Below are 17,813 nucleotides of genomic sequence, written 5' to 3'. Positions count from 1 at the left end.
GTGATGGCCGCCGAGAGGGAGAAGACGACGTCCGCGGACCCGGGCGGACCCGCCGGGCGCACCGCCAGGCGGGCCATGGCGGGCCGGCTCTCCTGGGGCCTCGCCGACCAGGCGGTCTGCAGCATGAACAACTTCGCGGTGGGCATCTATGTGGCACGCTCGCTCGGGCTCACCGCGTTCGGCGTGTTCAGCCTGGCCTGGGTGACCTACGGCGTGGTGCTCAGCGTCTCCCGCGGCCTCGCCACCGATCCGCTGGTGGTGCGCTTCAGCGGCGTGCCGACCGCGTCCTGGCGCGCCGCGGCGGGCCGGTCGTCGGGTACCGCGCTCGGCGTCGGCTTCGCCGTCGGCGCGGTGTGCCTGGTGGTCGGGCTCAGTCTCGGCGGCCGCGTGGGGTCCGCGTTCGCGTGCCTCGGCGTCGTGCTGCCGGGGCTGCTCCTCCAGGACGCCTGGCGGTTCGCGTTCTTCGCCGCGGGCACCGGGCGCAAGGCGTTCGTCAACGACGTCCTGGGGTGCGTCGCGCTCGTCCCCGCCATGGTCGTCGCGGCCCGCGTGGGCAGCGTGGGCGCCTTCGTGCTCGCCTGGGGCGCGGCGGCCGCGGTGGCCGCCGGGTACGGCTGCCTCCAGTCCGGCATCCGCCCCCGGCTCACCGGGGCGCGCGCGTGGATCCGGGAGCAGCGTGACCTCGGCTACCGGTACCTGGTCGAGAACGTCGGCGTCAGCGGCGCGAGCCAGCTGCGGGCGTACGGGCTCGGCGCGATCGTCGGCGTCAGCGCGGTGGGCGTGGTCCGGGGCGCCGAGCTCCTGCTCGGCCCGTTCCTTGCCGTGCTCATGGGGCTTTCGCTGGTCACCGTCGCGGAGGCGGCGCGGGTGCTGCGGCAGGCCCCGCACCGGCTGCGCGTGTTCTGCCTCCTGCTCGGCGGCGGGCAGGCCGTCGCCGCGCTGCTCTGGGGCGCGGCGCTGCTCCTCGTGCCGGACCGGGCCGGTGAGCTCGTGCTCGGCAACGTCTGGCAGGCCGCATCCGAGCTCATCGTGCCGGCCGCGCTCGGCGTCGCGGGCGCCGGGCTCGGCAGCGGTGCGGCGGCCGGTCTGCGCGCGCTCGCCGCGGCCCGGCGCAGCCTGCGCTGCCAGCTGTTCGCCTCCGCCTGCTACGTCGGCGGCGGGCTCGGCGGGGCGGCCGTGGGCGGCACGGTCGGCTCGGCCTGGGGCGTCGCCGCCGCGACCGCCTGCGGCTCGGCCGTGTGGTGGCTCCAGCTGCGGTCCGCCCTGCACGAGCACCACCGCAATTCCATCCCCGAAGTGAGGACGTCATGACCGCCCAACCCCGGCTCAGCATCGGCCTGCCCGTGTACAACGGCGAGGAGTACCTCGCCGAGGCGCTCGACGCCCTGCTCGGCCAGACCTACGAGGACTTCGAGCTGGTCATCTCCGACAACGCCTCGACCGACGGGACCCAGGACATCTGCCGCCGGTACGCCGAGAAGGACCCGCGCATCCGGTACCTCCGGCTGCCCCGGAACATCGGCGCGGCGCCGAACCACAACTACGTGTTCACCCAGTGCCGCGGCGAGCTGTTCAAGTGGGCGTCGCACGACGACCTGTACGCCCGGGACCTGCTGCGGCGCTGCGTGGAGGCGCTCGACGAGCGTCCTGAGGTGATCCTCGCGCACGCCGACCAGGCGGTCATCGACGAGCACGGCCAGGTGAAGGTCCCGTACGAGTACACGCTCGCCACCGACTCGCCGCGCGCGCCGGTGCGCTTCCGCAGCATGCTGTTCGAGCCCGGCGGCGACGACTTCTACGGGGTGATGCGGGCCGACGTGCTGCGCCGGGTGAAGCCGCACGACAGCTACCACCACGCGGACCGCACGTTCGTCACCGAGATCGGTCTGCACGGGCCCTTCCACCAGGTGCCGGAGCTCTTGTACTTCCGCCGCGACCACCCCACCCGCGCCGAGCGGGCCAACCCGTCCAAGCGGTCGCGGTGCGTCAACCTGGACCCGCGCCGGGCCGGTCTGCTGCACCCGACGCCCCGGCTCCTCGCCGAGTACGTGTGGGGCTTCGTCGCGGCGGTCCGGCGGGCGCCGCTGTCCTCCGCCGACCGGCGGGCGTGCTACCGCCACCTGGCCGCGTGGGCGACCAGCCGGGCCAGGCCGGGCGCGGGCGAGCGGGTCGAGGACCGCGCCCCGGTCGACCCGGCCCGGCTCACCGTCTCCGTCGACGACCTGGTGGCCGGACGTGAGGGGCGGCGGGCATGACGCGTCCGGCGCGGGTCGGGGTGTTCGGCCTGCTCGGCTCCGGCAACCTCGGCAACGACGGGTCGCTCGAAGCCGTGCTCGGATATCTGCGCGCCGAGCACCCGGGGGCGGCCGTGGACGCGCTCTGCGGCGGCCCCGAGGTCGTCGCGGCCCGGTACCGGATCCCCGCGACGCGGCTGCACTGGAACCGCGGGGAGTACCGGACCGCGTCGCGTGCGGGCGCGGTCGTGGCGAAGGGGCTCGGCAAGTTCGTCGACGTCTTCCGCACCGCCGCCTGGGTGCGCCGGCACGACGTGGTGATCGTGCCGGGCATGGGCGTCCTGGAGGCCACGCTGCCACTGCGGCCCTGGGGCTTCCCGTACTCGCTGTTCCTGCTCTGCGCGAGCGGCCGCCTTTTCGGTACGCGCATCGCGCTGGTCGGCGTCGGCGCCGCCCCGATCGGCAACCGCCCGACCCGGGCCCTGGTCCGCTGGTCGGCACGCCTCGCCGCGTACCGGTCGTACCGGGACGTCCCGTCCCGCGTCGCGATGCGGGAGATGGGCGTGGACACCGTGCGCGACGAGGTCTACCCGGACCTCGCCTTCGCCCTGCCGACGCCGCCGTCGCGTACGACGCCGGGCCTGGTCTGCGTGGGTGTCATGGACTTCCACGGCGGCGACGACGACCGCGCCCGGGCCGAGGAGATCCATCGGCGCTACCTCGAAGGGACGACCCGGTTCGTCCGCGCGCTGGTGCGGGACGGCAGGCGGGTCCGGCTGCTCACCGGCGACGCGTGCGACGCGCCGGTGGTCGACGCGATCCTTGAGGCGGTGGACTCGCCGCTGGTGACCGCCGCCGAGACGGCCTCGCTCGCCGACCTGATGAAGGAGACGGCGGCCGCCGACACGGTGGTGGCGACCCGCTACCACAACCTGATCTGCGCGCTGAAGGTCGGCACGCCGACGCTGGCCCTCAGCTACGCGGCGAAGAGCGACGCCCTCATGGCCCGGATGGGCCTCGGCGCGTACTGCCACCCGGCCCGCGACGTCGACGCCGACCGGTTGCTCGACCAGTTCCGGGCCCTCGAAGGCCGGTCGGCGGAGCTGCGGCGGACCCTGTCCGAGCGGAACCTGGTCGCCGCCCGGCAACTGGAGCAGCAGTTCACCGACTTGACCACGGCCCTGTTCCCGACGGCCGACCACGCCCACGCCCTGCGGGAGACCTCATGAAAGCGACCGAAGTCCCGGCGATCACCGGGGCGTACCTGTTCGAGCCGACGCCGTACGCCGACGAGCGCGGCTTCTTCTGCCGCACCTTCGACGCCGACGTGGCCCGCTCGGTGGGCCTCGACCCGGACGCCTTCATCCAGGACAGCGTGTCCCGCTCGGTCCGGGGCGTGCTGCGCGGGCTGCACCTGCGCTCCGGCGCCGGCGAGGCCAAGCTGGTGCGGTGCTCGTACGGGAAGATCTTCGACGTCGTCGTGGACCTGCGGCCCGGCTCACCGACCTACCGGAACGTGGCCACCTTCCGGCTGTCCGGCGAGACACAGGCGACCCTGTACGTCCCGGCGGGCTGCGCGCACGGCTTCCAGGCGCTGACCGAGACCGCCGACACCTCGTACCGGATCGACCGCCCGCACGATCCGGCCGAGGACGTGACGATCGCCTTCGACGACCCGGAGCTCGCCATTCCGTGGCCGCTGCCGCCCACGTCGATGTCCCAGCGGGACCGGGAGGCGCCGAGCCTCGCCGAGGTCCTGAAGCAAGAAGAAGGGTGAAGTGCACGTGGACACCGAAGAGTTCCTCCTGCCCCGGTCGCGTACGGCGAACGAGCGGCTGCACGCCCTGGTCCCCGGGGGCGCGCACACCTACGCCAAGGGCGACGACCAGTACCCCGACGGTTTGGCCCCGGTCATCAGCCACGGCAGCGGTGCCCACGTGTGGGACGTCGACGGCAACCGCTACATCGAGTACGGGTCGGGCCTTCGGTCGGTCAGCCTCGGCCACGCCCACCCCCGCGTGACCGAGGCGGTGCGGCGGGAGATCGACCGAGGCAGCAACTTCGTGCGGCCTTCCATCGTGGAGGTCGAGGCCGCCGAGCGCTTCCTGGCCACGGTGCCGACCGCGGAGATGGTGAAGTTCGCGAAGAACGGCTCCGACGCCACCACCGCCGCGGTGCGCCTCGCCCGTGCCGTCACCGGGCGCGCGCGGGTGGCGATCTGCGGGGACCAGCCGTTCTTCTCCGTCGACGACTGGTTCATCGGCACCACACCGATGTCCACCGGCATCCCGGCGGCGACCACCGGCCTGACCGTGACGTTCCCCTATGGGGACCTGGCCGCCACGGAGGAGCTGCTCACCCGGTACCAGGGCGAGGTCGCCTGTCTGATCCTCGAACCCGCCACCCACACCGAGCCGCCTCCCGGCTATCTCGCGGGGCTGCGCGCGCTGGCCGACCGGCACGGCTGCGTCCTCGTCTTCGACGAGATGATCACCGGCTTCCGCTGGTCCGAGGCGGGTGCGCAGGGGCTGTACGGCGTCGTCCCCGACCTCTCCACGTTCGGCAAGGCGCTGGGCAACGGGTTCGCCGTCTCCGCCCTCGCCGGGCGCCGCGACCTCATGGAGCGGGGCGGGCTTCGCCACTCCCACGACCGGGTGTTCCTGCTGTCGACCACGCACGGTGCGGAAACGCACTCCCTGGCGGCCGCGATGGCCGTGCAGGCCACCTACGTCGAGGAGGGCGTCACCGCGCGGCTGCACGCCCTCGGGGAGCGGTTGGCCGCCGGGGTCCGTGACGCCGCGGCCAGCATGGGCGTCGGTGACCACCTCGTCGTCCGGGGCCGGGCCAGCAACCTGGTCTTCGCCACCCTCGACGAGAGGCGGCAGCCGTCACAGCCGTACCGCACCCTGTTCCTGCGCCGGCTCCTCGCGGGTGGGGTCCTCGCCCCGTCGTTCGTGGTGAGCGGCGCGCTCGACGACGCGGACATCGATCGCACCGTCGACGTGGTGGCCCAGGCGTGTGCCGTGTACCGGAAGGCCCTGGACGCCGGTGACCCCACCCCGTGGCTGGCCGGGCGGCCGGTGAAGCCCGTGTTCCGCCGCTTGGCGTGACATGGGGCGACATGGCGTGACGTGGTGTCAGTGGGCTTCCCGCTGACCCGCGTCGGCCGTCCGGCGGGCGTGCCGGTCGGCCGTCCGGTCGATCAGCCACGCGGTCGTCGGCACCATCGCGAGCGCGGTGCACCAGCCGCCGAGGACGTCGGTCGGGTAGTGGGCGCTCAGGGCGACCTGCGCCCACCCCATGGCGGCCCCTGCCACCAGCGCCGCACCCAGTACGAGTGCCGTCCCTGCCGTCCTGCCGAGGCCGAGCAGGCCGGTCGCGAGCAGCGCCACCGCGAGGGCGAGCGCGGTGGCGAAGGCGGTGTGCCCGCTCGGGTAGGACAGGTTGTCGGGGCCGTGGATGGTGCGTCCCACCAGGGACTTGACCAGCGTGGTCGTCCCCACCGTCAGACCGGCGCCGGCCACGACGAGCACGGCCGCGCGGGGCCTTCGCAGGAGTAGACAGCCCGTCACGGCGGCCAGGACCAGCATCGCCGCTCCGGCGGGCTCCCCCCAGAAGTCCGTGACCAGCGCGACGTTCCGCCACGGCGGCCGCACGCTGTCCGCCGTCGGCGCCACGATCCACGCGTCCACCTCGCCGGGCTGACTGTGACCGGCGTACAGGACGCCGATGACGACGACCACCAGCGTGGCGAGGAGCGCGACGAGCCCGAGGCACGCGCGCAGGGCCGGGGGCAGCACCGGGGGTGCCGACCGGCCGGTCACACGCCCACCGCGTCCGGTCGGCCCGCGGTGGCCCGCCGTGGTCGACGTGGGGACGTTCGCCCCGTCCAACGCCATCTCATCTCCGGTCTCGCCCTCCGCCCGACGCCACGACTGCTCTAGCCGGTGTACGCGACGCCGATGGCAGCCCTTCTCCCCCGGTCCTCGTCGACGGCACCACTCGCTGAAGCCAGCTCCATGTTCCGGAAAAGGCAGCCCGTGTGCGGGCAACATCGGGAAATTCGAGGCTGTGACCTGTGCCGCCCCGGGCACGGCTCACCCCCGCCCTGGCGCGGCAGCGTCAGTCCGCGGCGGGCGGCGCGGGCGGCGTCGGTGCCCCCGGCGGCGGCGCGATCTTCCCGTACGCGGCGGTCGGGGCCGCGGGCGTGGCGGAGGCCGGTCGCTCCTCGCGCGGCAGGAGCGCGTCGCGGCGCGCGCCCGGGTCCCAGCCCGTCTCCACAACCCGCTTCTGCACGACGATGGCCCCGGCCAGGACCACCGCGCCGAGGAGCAGCATCAGGACCACGCCACCCACCGTCCCGGCCTTGGCCGCGTTGCCGATGAGCGAGCCGAACCAGCCGAAGTCCGCGTCGCCGAACGTCGTGTTCTCCTTGCCGAACGCGCCGAGGACCTCAAGCAGCAGCGCGGGCAGGAAGGTGATGAGGACGCCGTTGAGGAAGGCGCCGACCACCGCGCCGCGCCGCCCGCCGGTGGCGTTGCCGTACACACCCGCCGCACCACCGGTGAAGAAGTGCGGCACCAGACCGGGCAGGACGAGGGCGAGCCCGAAGGCCGGTTCGAGGATCCAGGCGAGCAGGCCGAGGCTGAGCAGACCTCCGACGAAGCTGGAGATGAAGCCGACCAGGACGGCGTTCTGCGCGTACGGGAAGACGATCGGCGCGTCCAGGGAGGGCACCGCGCCCGGCACCAGCCTGTTCGCGATGCCCTGGAAGGCGGGCACGAGTTCGCCGAGGATGGTCCGGACGCCGAAGAGGATCACGGCGACGGCGATGCCGAACTGCAGGCCTTGCATGATCGACTGCATGACGTACGCGCCGACGTCGGGGGCCGCGGGACCGCCGTCGACGGCGAACGCCTTGAACGCGGCCTCCTTGCCCACCTTCGCGAGGAACACCAGCGACATGATCACGTAGATGAGCACCATCGACAGGGCCGTGGCGACCATCGAGTCCCGCAGGAAGCGCAGGCCCTCGGGCAGCTTCATGTCCTCCGTGGAACGGCTGCGCCGGCCGACGACCTGCCCCGCCGCACCGGCGACGACGTATCCCGCGGTGCCGAAGTGGCCGATCGCGACCGTGTTGTTGCCGGTGACGCGCTTGGTCCACGGGTGCGCGAAGGCAGGCATCGCCACCAGCAGGATGCCGAGCAGGACCCCGCCGACGACGACCACGACCCACGACTTCTGTCCGGCGGTGGCAAGGACCATCGTCAGGAGCGTCGCCATGAACAGCATGTGGTGGCCCGTCAGGAAGACGTAGCGCAGCGGTGTGAAGCGGGCGAGGGCGAGGCTGACCGCGAAGCCGAGGATCATCAGCCAGGCCACCCGTGAGCCGTACTCGGCCTGGGCGATGCCGACGATGGCCTCGTTCGTCGGGATCACACCGTGTGCGCCCGTCGAGCCCTGGATCATCTCGCCGAGCGGCGCGAGGGCGGCCACCACGAGCCCGGCGCCCGCGCCGATCAGCAGGAATCCGAGCGTCGCCTTGATCGCGCCGCCGAGCACCTGCCCCGCCGACTTGCGCAGCGCGATCAGACCCACGGCCGTGATGAGCCCGATCAAGTACGCGGGCTGACTGAGGATTTCATCGACCAGGAACTTCGCTACCGATACCAGCCAGTCCACGACGCTCTGCCTCTCACTTCTTCACTGTCGCGTGCGGTGCCGCGCTCATACGTCGTACGTGTCCCGCAGCACCCGGTCGGCCTCCACGGTGGAGGTGAAGTCGTCCACGACCTTCACGGGGACGCCGACGTCGCCGAGGGTCCTGGCGATCTCGCGGGAGGTGAGGATCGCGACGGCCTCGGCCGCCTTGCCCTTGGCGGAGATGGTGTCGGTCGCCTCCACGGTCACGTACCGGCTCCATCCCCAGCGATCGAGGACCTGCTCCAGGGTGTTCTTCAGGAACAGGCTGGTGCCCAGGCCGTTGCCGCAGACGGTGAGGATCTTGTGCACGGTCCGGCCGCCGGTCGCGGCGCCGCCCGCCGCCTCGCCCGCCGCCGGCCCCGGCGGCTCCTGCCCCGCCAGCAGCGCCCGCAGGGCCTGGGGCGTGGGCGCGTCCCGCAGGGCCCGCTCGGTCTCCGGGTCGGCGAGCAGCCGGGCCAGCGAGGCCATCGCCTCGGTGTGCTGCGAGGCGTCCCGCGCGGCAAGCGCGACGACCAGGTCCACCGGGTCGTTCGTCTCGTGCCCGAACTCCACCGGCCGGGCGAGCCGCACCCAGGACATGCCCGTCCGCAGGACCGCGGGTGAGGGCCGTGCGTGCGCGAAGGCGAAGCCGGGGGCGAGCACGATGTACGGGCCGTTGTCCTCGACGCTCCGGATCATCTCGGCGGTGTACGCGTCCGTGCTGCTGCCGGTCGCCACCAGCAGATCGCCCGCGGCGCGGACCGCCCCGCGCCAGTCCTCGGCCGCGGCGCCGAGCCGGATCGCCTCTCCAGGCAGCAGTTCACTCAGGGACACCATGGAGCTGATCGTTCCACAGGCCTCGGGGCTGGGCCGAGGGCCCGGGCCGAACGGACGAGATCCCAGGAAGCGCAGGATGCTGTCGCGACGGCAGCCGGGCACCCGCCCCGGCTAGAGGAGCACGCGGCACTCGCTCCATGCTTCGGCGCTCAGCGAGTCCTTGAGCCGGGAGAACAGGGCGAACAGCTCACGGCCGTACGCGTCGCGGAACTCGGCGTCCACATGGGCGAGGTCGAGTTCGTTGGCGGCCGACAGCTCGGCGAAGTCCCGGCGCAGCTGCGGCCCCGGGTGGGAAGCGCGGCCGGTGAAGCGGTCCTGGAAGGGGGCGTCGGCCCGATGGAGGAGCGGGTAGGTGGCCTTCCGGTCGCACGAAGCGTAGAGGTACACGACGGCCTCGGCCTCGGTGCCGATCAGCGCTGCCACCTCCTCACGACGCTCCAGGGGCAGCAGGGCCGTGGGGAATCCGTCCGTGCCGTAGAACGCGTGGCACAGACCGGCGAGTTGGAGGGCCGGGCGGGCGTTCCACGACGCGAGCCGTGCCTGCACGCGCCGCAGATGGGCGAGGAGAGTGCCGCCGGGGTGGGGGATGTCGTCGGCATGGCGCTCGTGGAGCAGTTCGAGCGCCCGGTCCGCGGCGGAAGGCGAAACAGGCACGAGGGCGTGTCCTTTCCGGGCCGAGGTGTCAGACACCCGTTGATACACCCGCCGACGCACCCGTAGGGAGTCCTCGTCCGGACCGGCCCCGCGCGAAGACGCCGGACTGAACGGGCCCGGGGCGAGAGGCGCAACGATCCGGGGACCGGGCCCGCGTCTTCGGGTACTTCACGCGGCTTGACGAAGCACGCAGCCACCACACCGGCGGAGCGGGCCTGGGACTGGCCATCGCCCATCACGTCGCCGCGCTCCACCACGGTGAACTGGCCATCGCCGACAGCCAGCACGGCGCCCACTTCCTCCTCACCCTTCCCGGGCACCGTGCGGGTCCGGCGGCAGGTGCGCGGAAGGAGTCCGCGCCCGTCGAGTCGTAGTGCGCACGGATGCCGCGCGTTCTCAGTCCGCCAGGCGGTCCCAGAACGCGCAGTGGTGTGCGGTGGCCGCGTCCACCGGGCGGATGCCGCCCGGCCCTGGTGCCAGGGACTGCACGGTCGGGCCGGTGCCGAAGCGGGGCCAGTGGGGGGTGGTCGGGGAGTTCGGGTCGCCGGTGGCCGCGAAGCGGGTCCAGTAGGCGGCCATGTCGTCGGCCAGGGCGTGCTGCTCCGGGGTGAACTCGGGCACCGTGACCGTCGGGAAGAGGTACGGCAGCTCGAAGCCGTGCGCCGCCCCGTAGGGGAAGCCCTCCACCGCGGGCAGGCCCGGCAGGCGCGGCGCGTTCGGGTCGCTGAACAGGTAGGCGTACGTGGGGACGCGCGGGGCCAGGGCGCGGTCCGCCCGCAGCGAGGTGCAGGTGAACGAGGCGTCGGTGATCAGGGTGGCCCAGGCGAGGCTCGGTGAGGGGTAGGACGTCAGCGGGTAGCGCGCCTCGACGGCCGACGCCGCCGTGCCGAAGGAGAGGGCGAGGCGGGCCCGGTAGGCGCGCGCGTCGGGGATCGGGGCCGTCGACTGGGCCAGGGCGATGAAGAGCCGCATCTCGTCCCTTGTGGTCCCCTGCACCACCGGGACGCGGTGGAAGAGGCCCTTCTCCAGGGCCCGGTCGGGGCGCTGCGGCAGTCCGCCGCCGCCGTAGGAGACGAGGGAGAACGTCTGCATCAGCGCGGGCGTCACCACCTTGTCGGTGCCGAGGCCGCGCAGACAGTCGAGCGCGGCGCCCGGCCGTACGCAGCCGAGCGCGGCGGCCGCGGCCGTGCCCGCCGTCTCCGTACGGCTCCGCGGCACGAAGGGCTCGTAGCGGGGTTGCGCGGGGACGACGGCGCCGCGCGGGAACGCGGTCATGCAGGACCCGCTCTGCAGCGCCGCCCGCTGGAAGAGCCCCGCGGACCGCGGCGAGGTGAGGTGCGCGCAGGTGCTGAGCGCCCCCGCGGACTCGCCGAACAGCGTCACGCGGCCCGGGTCGCCGCCGAAGCGGGCCGCGTTCGCCCGCACCCAGCGCAGTGCCGCCCGCTGGTCGGCGAGGCCGAAGTTCGTCGCGCCGCGCAGCTCCGGGTGGCCGAAGAAGCCGAGGACGCCGAGCCGGTAGTTGAGCGTCACGACCACGGCGTCGCCCCGCACGGCCAGGCGCTCGGCCCGGTACGGGGCGCCCGCGCCGAACATGAAGGCGCCGCCGTGCACCCACACCATGACCGGCCGTCCCCGGCCCTGCGCCGGGGCGGACGGGGCGGTCACGTTCAGCGTGAGGCAGTCCTCCGAGCCGGTCGCAGGGCCGGACCCGAGCATCGAGAACTGCAGGCACTGCGGGCCGGGCGCGCCCGCGTCGCGCACCTCCTGCCAGGGCCGTGCGGGCTGCGGGTCGCGCCAGCGCAGCGGTCCGGTGGGCGGCGCGGCGAAGGGGATCCCCTCGAAGGTGTCGTACGCGCCGTGGGACCGGCCCCGTACCGGCCCGTGGTCGGTGGTGACGACCGGTCTGTCGTCAGCCGGGCCGCGCGCCGCCGGACGGCCGGGCGCGTCGGCGCGCGCCGCCGGTACGGCGACGGTCGCGGTGGTGGTCAGGAGGGCGGACAACGCGAGGACCAGCGCGCACAGCGCGCCGCCCCGTCGTCGTGAGGGGCGGGGTTCCGGCATGATGACGTCCTTCGGCGGCCGGGGGCCCATGGGCGGACCCGAGCGCCCGAGTACGTACCCCGGACCGCTCGTGGTCATCTGTTCGGGCCCCCGTACGGGGCGAGTTTCACCCGTTCACCGGCACCGGCCGCGGGCCGCGCGCCCGTGGTCGCGGTTCGCCGGTTCGCCGTTCGCTGTCGGAACGCTTGTCACGCCGCCGGGCCGGGCGCTTGTCTGGGCGAGGAAACCCTCGTACGGCAACGCAACGGAAGGAGCGAACGATGCGCCATGGCGACATCGCCTCCGGCCCGGACACTGTCGGGGTCGCAGTGGTGAACTACAAGATGCCCCGGCTGCACACCAGGGCCGAGGTGCTTGAGAACGCCCGGAGGATCGCCGAGATGGTGAAGGGCGTCAAGGTCGGACTGCCGGGGATGGACCTCATCGTGTTCCCCGAGTACTCCACCCACGGCATCATGTACGACCCGGACGAGATGCTCGACACCGCGTCCCTCGTGCCGGGCGAGGAAACCAACGTCTTCGCCGCCGCCTGCCGCGAGGCGGGGGTCTGGGGAGTCTTCTCGCTGACCGGCGAGCGCCACGAGGACCATCCGCACAAGCCGCCGTACAACACCCTGGTGCTCATCGACGACCGGGGTCAGATCGCGCAGGCGTACCGGAAGATCTTCCCGTGGTGTCCGGTCGAGGGCTGGTACCCGGGTGACACCACGCGGGTGACCGAGGGCCCCAAGGGCATGAAGGTCTCGCTGATCGTCTGCGACGACGGGAACTACCCCGAGATCTGGCGCGACTGCGCGATGAAGGGCGCCGAGCTGATCGTGCGCTGCCAGGGCTACATGTACCCGGCCAAGGAGCAGCAGGTGCTCATGGCCAAGGCGATGGCCTGGGCGAACAACTGCTACGTCGCGGTCGCCAACGCCACGGGCTTCGACGGCGTCTACTCCTTCTTCGGGCACTCCTCGCTGATCGGCTTCGACGGGCGGACGCTGGGCGAGACCGGTGAGGAGGAGTACGGCATCCAGTACGCCCAGCTGTCGGTGTCCGCCATCCGTGACGCGCGCGCCCGTGACCAGTCGCAGAACCACCTGTTCAAACTCCTGCACCGCGGCTACTCGGGGGTGCACGCCGCCGGTGAGGGCGAACGGGGTGTGGCGGAGTGCCCCTTCGACTTCTACCGGCTCTGGGTGACGGACCCGGCCAAGGCCGCGGAGAAGGCCGAGGCCATCACCCGGGACACGGCGGGTGTCGCGGACTGCCCCGTCGGCTCGTTGCCCGTACCGCGTCCGCGGGCGGAGTGAGTCCTGTCGCTTGTACGCGTACGCGTGCCGGGGCCTGGCGCCGTTGCGGCACCAGGCCCCGGTGGGTTCAGCGTGCGCCGAGCGCGGACAGCGTCGTCGTCGCGTCCGCCAGGCCCGCGCCGCAGCCGCCGGAGCAGGTGCCGGGCAGGGGGCGGGCGTTGCTCTTGATGGTCGACTCGATCTGGGCCGGGGTGATGCCGGGGCTCGTCTGGTACATCAGGGCGGCGAGACCGGCGATGTGGGGTGCGGCCATGCTGGTGCCCTGGTAGGCGACGTAGTTCTCGCTGCCGACGCCGCGGGTGCCGGAGTTCAGCGTGGACAGGATGCCGTCGGCGGTGTTCGGGGACGTCTCGCCGCCGGGGGCGGTGATGTCCACGACGCTGCCGTAGTTGGAGTAGACGGCCCGGTTGCCCTGGCGGTCGGCGGCCGCGACGGCGATGACGTTCTTGCAGCTGGCCGGGTTGAAGTTCGCGGCGTTGGCGTTGGAGTTGCCGGCCGCGACGACGACGGTGGTGCCGCGGTTGACGGCGGCGTTGATCGCGCTCTGGGTACCGGCGTCGCAGGCGCCGCCACCGCCCAGGCTCATGTTGATGACGTCGGCGGGGTACGGGTTGCCCGCGACGCCCTGCACGGAGCCGCCGGAGGACCAGGTGATGGCGTCGATGATGTCCGCCGTGGTGCCGCCGCACTTGCCCAGGACCCGGACGGGCTGGATCTTGGCCTGGTGGGCGATGCCCGTGACGCCCTTGCCGTTGTTGCCGGAGGCGGCGATGGTGCCGGCCACGTGGGTGCCGTGCCAGGAGTTGTTGGTGTCGCGGGAAGGGATGGGCTGGCCGCCTGCGTCGGTGCCGCACTCGCCGCGGTTCATCCAGTCGCCGGGGTCCGCGGGGTTGCTGTCCCGGCCGCCGCCGTCCTGGGCCATCCAGGCGTCGGAGATGAAGTCGTACCCGGAGACCACGTTGGCGGCCAGGTCGGAGTGGCTGACGTACCCGGTGTCGATGACCGAGACGTTGACGCCCGCGCCGGTCGCGCCCTTGTCCCAGGCGCCGGGGACGTTCATGCCCGCGCGGTCCTCGAAGAGGTCCCACTGCCGGGGGTAGTACGTGTCGTTGGGGTCGGCCGCGGCGTACATGCGGGTGTCGGGGACGACGTAGGCGACGTCGGGGTCGGCGGCGTAGGCGGCCATGACGTCCTTGACGTCCTTGGTGCCGAGCTTGTCGCCGAGGTCGACCAGGGCGGCGCCGGTGCCCAGGCGCCGCTTGAAGTCGAGGCTCTCGCCGACGTCCTCGCCCTTGGCGCGGGCGTCGTCGCGGGCCTCGGTGTTGGAGGTGGCTTCGTCGGCGCGTGCGGTGTAGCCGACGATGATGCGCTCGGTGGGGACCGCCTTCGCCACGGACGCGCCGGGGGTGGCGGCGGCGTCCGGGCCCGGGGCTGCGAGGACGGTGCTGACTCCGGTACCGAGGAGGGCGGCGGCGGTGGCCGCGGCCAGCAGGGATATGCGTGTGCGTCTGGAACCGCGCAAGGTGTGGCCTTTCACGGGCTGGTCCGGGCATGCCGGACCAGCGGTTCGTGCCGTGCATGACAAATTGCTCGATGTGCTGCGCGTCCGGCCGTTGGGTGCGTGTGGGGATGTGGGGGCGGCGCGGACGCGTCGGCGCGCGGGCGGCGCAGGTCCGTCTGCCGGGTCATCGGCAGGCGTGCCCTGCACGGGAACCGCAGGACAGCCTTCACCCCGCCCGTCGGTCGGACGGGGCGCCTGGTGTGGATCCCTGCGGAGGAGCCGTTGCGTGATGCCGGCAAGTGCACGTCCATCCGTCACGCAGGACTCGTACGACCTGCAACAGATGAACGTTCGACCAACCGGTTGGCAGGGAACTTATGACCGAGCGGACAGCGCGCCTATCCGGAAGGGCCAACCTACGGATACGCAATTAACCAGGGCCGTGAGCCGTGTTGGTCTAGTCCTGACCTGGGCTTTTGGTCGTGGCACGGGTGTCGGTTCCACCAACGTGACCTGGGCCGGGCGGTGTTGGAGCGATACGAAAATGCGTACGGGTGCCGGTCGGCTTCGCTACGGCCGGTCGGCCACGCCCAACTCCTGGCGGGTCGCCGTGCCCAGTTTGCGCATGGCCCGGGCCACGTGCTGTTCGACCGTGCGGGGCGACAGGTGCAACGTGGTGGCGATCTCGCGGTTGGTCAGTCCGTTGCCCGCCAGTTCGGCGACTTCGCGCTCGCGCGGGGAGAGCTGGTCGCGGTAGGAGGGCCTGCCGGGCCTGCGTCGTTCCTTCTCGGGCTGGTGGGCGCGGGAGAGCGCGCGGACGCGGGCGGCGTCCCAGGCCGCGCCGAGGTCGCTGAACTGCTCCGCGGCGAAGGCGAGTTCGGCGAGGGCCTGCTCCCGGCCCCCTTCGCGGGCCGCGCTGTCGTCGCCGTCGGGCGTGTCGTCGTCCGCCGCCTTCAGGGCGCAGCGTCCGGCGCCCTCGGCCGTCAGGGCGCGGGCGTAGGGCCGGGGCAGGGCGGCGAAGGCGGTCGCGGCCTGCTGGTAGAGGGGTACGGCCAGGGCAGGTTCGTCGGTCGCCTCGGCCAGCCCGGCGCGGGTCCACAGCAGGGCCGCTTCGGCGGCGGGGGACGCGAGGCCGGTCAGACCGCGGGCGAAGGTGTCCACGACCTCGCGCGCGCCCGCGGCGTCACCGTCGCGCGCCAGCGCCTCCACCGCCCAGGGCGCCAGCTCCGCGGCCCATACGAACACGCCTTTGGTGAGGACGGCGTTCCAGGCGGTACGGGCCTGCGCGGCGGCTCCTGCCAGGTCCTCCCGTGCCAGGGCAAGGCGGATGAGCGCCCCGGCCAGGGTCGCGCCCAGGGGTGCGGCGGCGTGTTCGGCCAAGGGCGCTTCGGTGCCCGACAGCCAGGATCCGGCCGGGCCCCAGCCTCCCCTGGCGAGGTGGAGCAGCCCCAGCACGGTGCGGGCGTCGGCCGAGATGACGGGCATGTCGGCGGTTTCACGGACGAACTCCTCGCAGCGTTCGCTGAGTCCCTCCCACTGCCCGGTGGCCCACTCCAGGAGCAGCCGGGTGCCCATCGCGGTCCGCTCGGTGTAGGGGGCACCGCTGCGCGCGGACAGTTCGAGGCCCTGGTCGAGCAGTTCGCGCGTACGGTCGTAGTAGCCCAGCCACACCGAGGAGTCCGCGGCGTTGCACAGGCCGCGCGCCACGTGGCGGCGGCAGCGCGGGTCGGGGCTGTCGAAGGGGAGGGCCTCCAGCAGCTGCCAGCCCTCGGGGTTGCCGTAACTGAGGGCCAGGCCCGCCCGGTTCGCGGCCACGGCGGTCCTCACGACCTCGTCGCCGCTCGCCGCGCTGGCCTGCTCGGCGTCCCGCATCCAGGCCAGGTGGACGTCCAGGGAGTTGCCCGGCCAGTACGGCATGGCCAGGGCCGACATCGCCCGGGCCGCCAGTTCCGGTCGCTCCTCGCGCAGTTCCGCGGCGGACCGTTCCAGCTCCGCCCAGCCGTGCGTGCTCCTGCCGACCTGGTTGCACAGCAGCAGCCCCAGGTCCAGGCGCATCTCGCCGCGTACGGCCTGCGGCAGGTCCTCGTCCTGCACGATCTGCGTGAGCACCTCGACCGTCTGGTCGGAGCGCAGCGCGACGACGGCGCTGGCGGCAAGGACCGGGGCGAGGCGGGCTCGCGCGGCCTTGGCCACCAGGGGCGAGGCGAGCGTGTCCTCAAGGAGCGCGATGGCCTCTTGGTGGCGGCCCTCGGCCGCGAACTGCTGGGCCGCGCGTTCCACGGCCCGCAGCCAGGCGCGCATCTCGCCGCCCGCCCGGCGGTGGCGGGCCAGGGCCGCCCACGGCACGGGGTGCCTGCGCTGGAGCAGTGCGGCCGCGCGGCCGTGCAGTTCTTGGCGGACGGGGCCGGGGATCGTTTCCAGCACGGCGGCGGCCGCCAGCGGGACCGGCAGGGCGTAGCGGTGCTCGGCGTCCTCCAGCAGGGCGGCTCGCTCCAGGGCGGCGGTGAGGGCGCCTTCGCCGTCGTGGCCGTGATGCCTTGCGTGGCCGTGATGCCTGTCATGGCCGTGGTGACCACCGCGGCCCTGGTGACTGTCGTGGCCCTGGTGACCCTCGCGGGCCTGGTGCCCGGCATGGGTGTCTTCCGGTGCCGCCGTCGTGCGCGCCGCCAGCCCGGCCACGGTCAGCAGATCCGCCCCTGACGCCGGTTCGCCCAGCACGGCCGCCGCCCACACCACGCGCCGTGCGGGCCCGGGAAGGGCGTGCGTGCGGTGCAGCGTCAGCTCGGCCAGCCGCACGGGCACCCCCGCGGCGTCGACGTCGGCGGCGGTACAGCGCTGCCCCGCGCTGTCCCGCAGGACGGCCAGCAGGTCGACCACCACCTGCGCCACTCCGCCGGACAGCTCGTGCAGCCGTGCCACCGCCTGTGGGGCGCACCCCTCCCCCAGTGCCTCGCTCGCCGCCTCGGCGACCTGACCGGCGTCCCAGGGCCGCACGCGGTGGCGCAGGACCACCAGGTCGTCGGGGTAGCGCAGCGGTTCCGCGCCGAACGGCAGGCCGGGCTGGGCCAGCTCTTCGGGGCGGTAGGTGACGACGACGGCCATCCGTGCGTCCGGGTGCTCCAGGACGTCCCGTACCCGGGCCAGGGCCTCCTCGTCCGCCGCGTGGACGTCGTCCACCAGCAACAGCGCGGGGGCATCGGCGACGACGTCCGGAAGCTGCCCGCGGTCGCAGCGCCAGGACGTCACCACTCCGTGGGCCTCCGGCAGCCCGGCCAGGCGTCGCAGCAGCCGACTCTTGCCGGTGCCCGCGGCTCCGGCGACCAGGACCAGTACGGGGCCGGCGTCCTTCTCGGTCAGTGACCGCCGTATCCGGCCTATCCAGAATTCTTCACCCTGCGTGACCACTCTGCTCCTGAACGCCGTCTACCAGGCCTTCCGGCCTTCTTTGCGTATCCGTATTTCGCCCGGCACTGATTGCTTTTCGCCCACTGCGGTTGACAGCGTGCTAAGCGCCCGTGCTGTGACGCCGCGGGCACGGCAGCG

Annotated in this window: 12 protein-coding genes and 2 pseudogenes; 7 read left to right on the top strand and 7 right to left on the bottom strand. The window is 73.3% G+C overall.

The annotated features are described in order from the left end of the window. The first annotated feature begins 3 nt into the window (after positions 1-3). The 5 genes from IG74_RS0117650 to IG74_RS0117630 are packed head-to-tail and all read left to right on the top strand — an operon-like array spanning position 4 to position 5,344. On the top strand, positions 4-1,311 hold the full coding sequence (locus IG74_RS0117650; RefSeq protein WP_030677428.1) for a membrane protein: 1,308 nt from the start codon (positions 4-6) through the stop codon (positions 1,309-1,311). Continuing rightward, the gene (locus IG74_RS0117645) at positions 1,308-2,255 is read left to right on the top strand and encodes a glycosyltransferase family 2 protein (protein WP_030677423.1); all 948 of its coding nucleotides are present in this window, start codon (positions 1,308-1,310) and stop codon (positions 2,253-2,255) included. Before IG74_RS0117650 ends, IG74_RS0117645 begins: the two co-directional genes overlap by 4 nt. Further along, positions 2,252-3,463, top strand: a complete 1,212-nt coding sequence (locus IG74_RS0117640; protein WP_030677419.1) for a polysaccharide pyruvyl transferase family protein — start codon at positions 2,252-2,254, stop codon at positions 3,461-3,463. Before IG74_RS0117645 ends, IG74_RS0117640 begins: the two co-directional genes overlap by 4 nt. Next, a complete protein-coding gene (rfbC, locus tag IG74_RS0117635; RefSeq protein ID WP_030677414.1) occupies positions 3,460-4,011 on the top strand; it encodes a dTDP-4-dehydrorhamnose 3,5-epimerase in 552 nt (183 codons plus the stop codon). Before IG74_RS0117640 ends, rfbC begins: the two co-directional genes overlap by 4 nt. Before the next feature lie 7 nt (positions 4,012-4,018). After that, complete coding sequence (locus tag IG74_RS0117630; protein WP_030677411.1) at positions 4,019-5,344, top strand: glutamate-1-semialdehyde 2,1-aminomutase; 1,326 nt, start codon at positions 4,019-4,021, stop codon at positions 5,342-5,344. A gap of 27 nt (positions 5,345-5,371) precedes the next feature. Here the strand turns inward: IG74_RS0117630 and IG74_RS0117625 are convergent, their stop codons facing one another. From IG74_RS0117625 to IG74_RS0117610, 4 genes are all read right to left on the bottom strand, one after another. Further along, the gene (locus IG74_RS0117625; RefSeq protein WP_030677408.1) at positions 5,372-6,058 is read right to left on the bottom strand and encodes a phosphatase PAP2 family protein; all 687 of its coding nucleotides are present in this window, start codon (positions 6,056-6,058) and stop codon (positions 5,372-5,374) included. A gap of 298 nt (positions 6,059-6,356) precedes the next feature. Next, positions 6,357-7,919: a PTS ascorbate transporter subunit IIC gene (locus IG74_RS0117620; protein ID WP_030677406.1), complete on the bottom strand. Its 1,563-nt coding sequence runs from the start codon at positions 7,917-7,919 to the stop codon at positions 6,357-6,359. Positions 7,920-7,964: 45 nt separating this feature from the next. Further along, positions 7,965-8,756, bottom strand: coding sequence for a PTS sugar transporter subunit IIA (locus tag IG74_RS0117615; protein WP_030677403.1), 792 nt, complete (start codon positions 8,754-8,756; stop codon positions 7,965-7,967). A gap of 111 nt (positions 8,757-8,867) precedes the next feature. Further along, positions 8,868-9,410, bottom strand: coding sequence for a DUF6817 domain-containing protein (locus IG74_RS0117610; protein WP_030677398.1), 543 nt, complete (start codon positions 9,408-9,410; stop codon positions 8,868-8,870). A 152-nt stretch (positions 9,411-9,562) separates the two neighbouring features. On the opposite strand from IG74_RS0117610, the pseudogene IG74_RS51025 reads away from it, so the two are divergent. After that, positions 9,563-9,784: pseudogene (locus tag IG74_RS51025) on the top strand (ATP-binding protein); the annotation flags it as partial. A gap of 22 nt (positions 9,785-9,806) precedes the next feature. Here the strand turns inward: IG74_RS51025 and IG74_RS0117605 are convergent. Then, positions 9,807-11,471 carry a carboxylesterase/lipase family protein gene (locus IG74_RS0117605; protein WP_078868851.1) on the bottom strand — a complete coding sequence of 555 codons (1,665 nt, stop codon included), beginning with the start codon at positions 11,469-11,471 and terminating at the stop codon, positions 9,807-9,809. 260 nt (positions 11,472-11,731) lie between these two features. Between IG74_RS0117605 and IG74_RS0117600 the strand changes: the two genes are divergently transcribed. Then, positions 11,732-12,769 carry an aliphatic amidase gene (locus IG74_RS0117600; protein ID WP_030677392.1) on the top strand — a complete coding sequence of 346 codons (1,038 nt, stop codon included), beginning with the start codon at positions 11,732-11,734 and terminating at the stop codon, positions 12,767-12,769. A 79-nt stretch (positions 12,770-12,848) separates the two neighbouring features. Here the strand turns inward: IG74_RS0117600 and IG74_RS0117595 are convergent. Together IG74_RS0117595 and IG74_RS45940 are read right to left on the bottom strand one after the other, a co-directional pair. Beyond that, positions 12,849-14,258 (bottom strand): annotated as a pseudogene (locus IG74_RS0117595) (S8 family peptidase); the annotation flags it as partial. A gap of 582 nt (positions 14,259-14,840) precedes the next feature. Next, on the bottom strand, positions 14,841-17,675 hold the full coding sequence (locus IG74_RS45940) for a helix-turn-helix transcriptional regulator (protein ID WP_051854978.1): 2,835 nt from the start codon (positions 17,673-17,675) through the stop codon (positions 14,841-14,843). Positions 17,676-17,813: the final 138 nt, after the last annotated feature.

It is taken from the genome of Streptomyces sp. NRRL B-1347 (assembly GCF_000720325.1).
GTDB lineage: Bacteria > Actinomycetota > Actinomycetes > Streptomycetales > Streptomycetaceae > Streptomyces.
This window is presented reverse-complemented; position numbering and strand designations above follow the sequence as displayed.

What these genes read in the sequence shown, in the direction of transcription:
- IG74_RS0117650 (WP_030677428.1), top strand. Translation starts at nt 4, where the DNA reads ATGGCCGCCGAGAGGGAGAAGACGACGTCCGCGGACCCGGGCGGACCC.
- IG74_RS0117645 (WP_030677423.1), top strand. Translation starts at nt 1,308, where the DNA reads ATGACCGCCCAACCCCGGCTCAGCATCGGCCTGCCCGTGTACAACGGC.
- IG74_RS0117640 (WP_030677419.1), top strand. Translation starts at nt 2,252, where the DNA reads ATGACGCGTCCGGCGCGGGTCGGGGTGTTCGGCCTGCTCGGCTCCGGC.
- rfbC (WP_030677414.1), top strand. Translation starts at nt 3,460, where the DNA reads ATGAAAGCGACCGAAGTCCCGGCGATCACCGGGGCGTACCTGTTCGAG.
- IG74_RS0117615 (WP_030677403.1), bottom strand. Translation starts at nt 8,756, where the DNA reads ATGGTGTCCCTGAGTGAACTGCTGCCTGGAGAGGCGATCCGGCTCGGC.
- IG74_RS0117605 (WP_078868851.1), bottom strand. Translation starts at nt 11,471, where the DNA reads ATGCCGGAACCCCGCCCCTCACGACGACGGGGCGGCGCGCTGTGCGCG.
- IG74_RS0117600 (WP_030677392.1), top strand. Translation starts at nt 11,732, where the DNA reads ATGCGCCATGGCGACATCGCCTCCGGCCCGGACACTGTCGGGGTCGCA.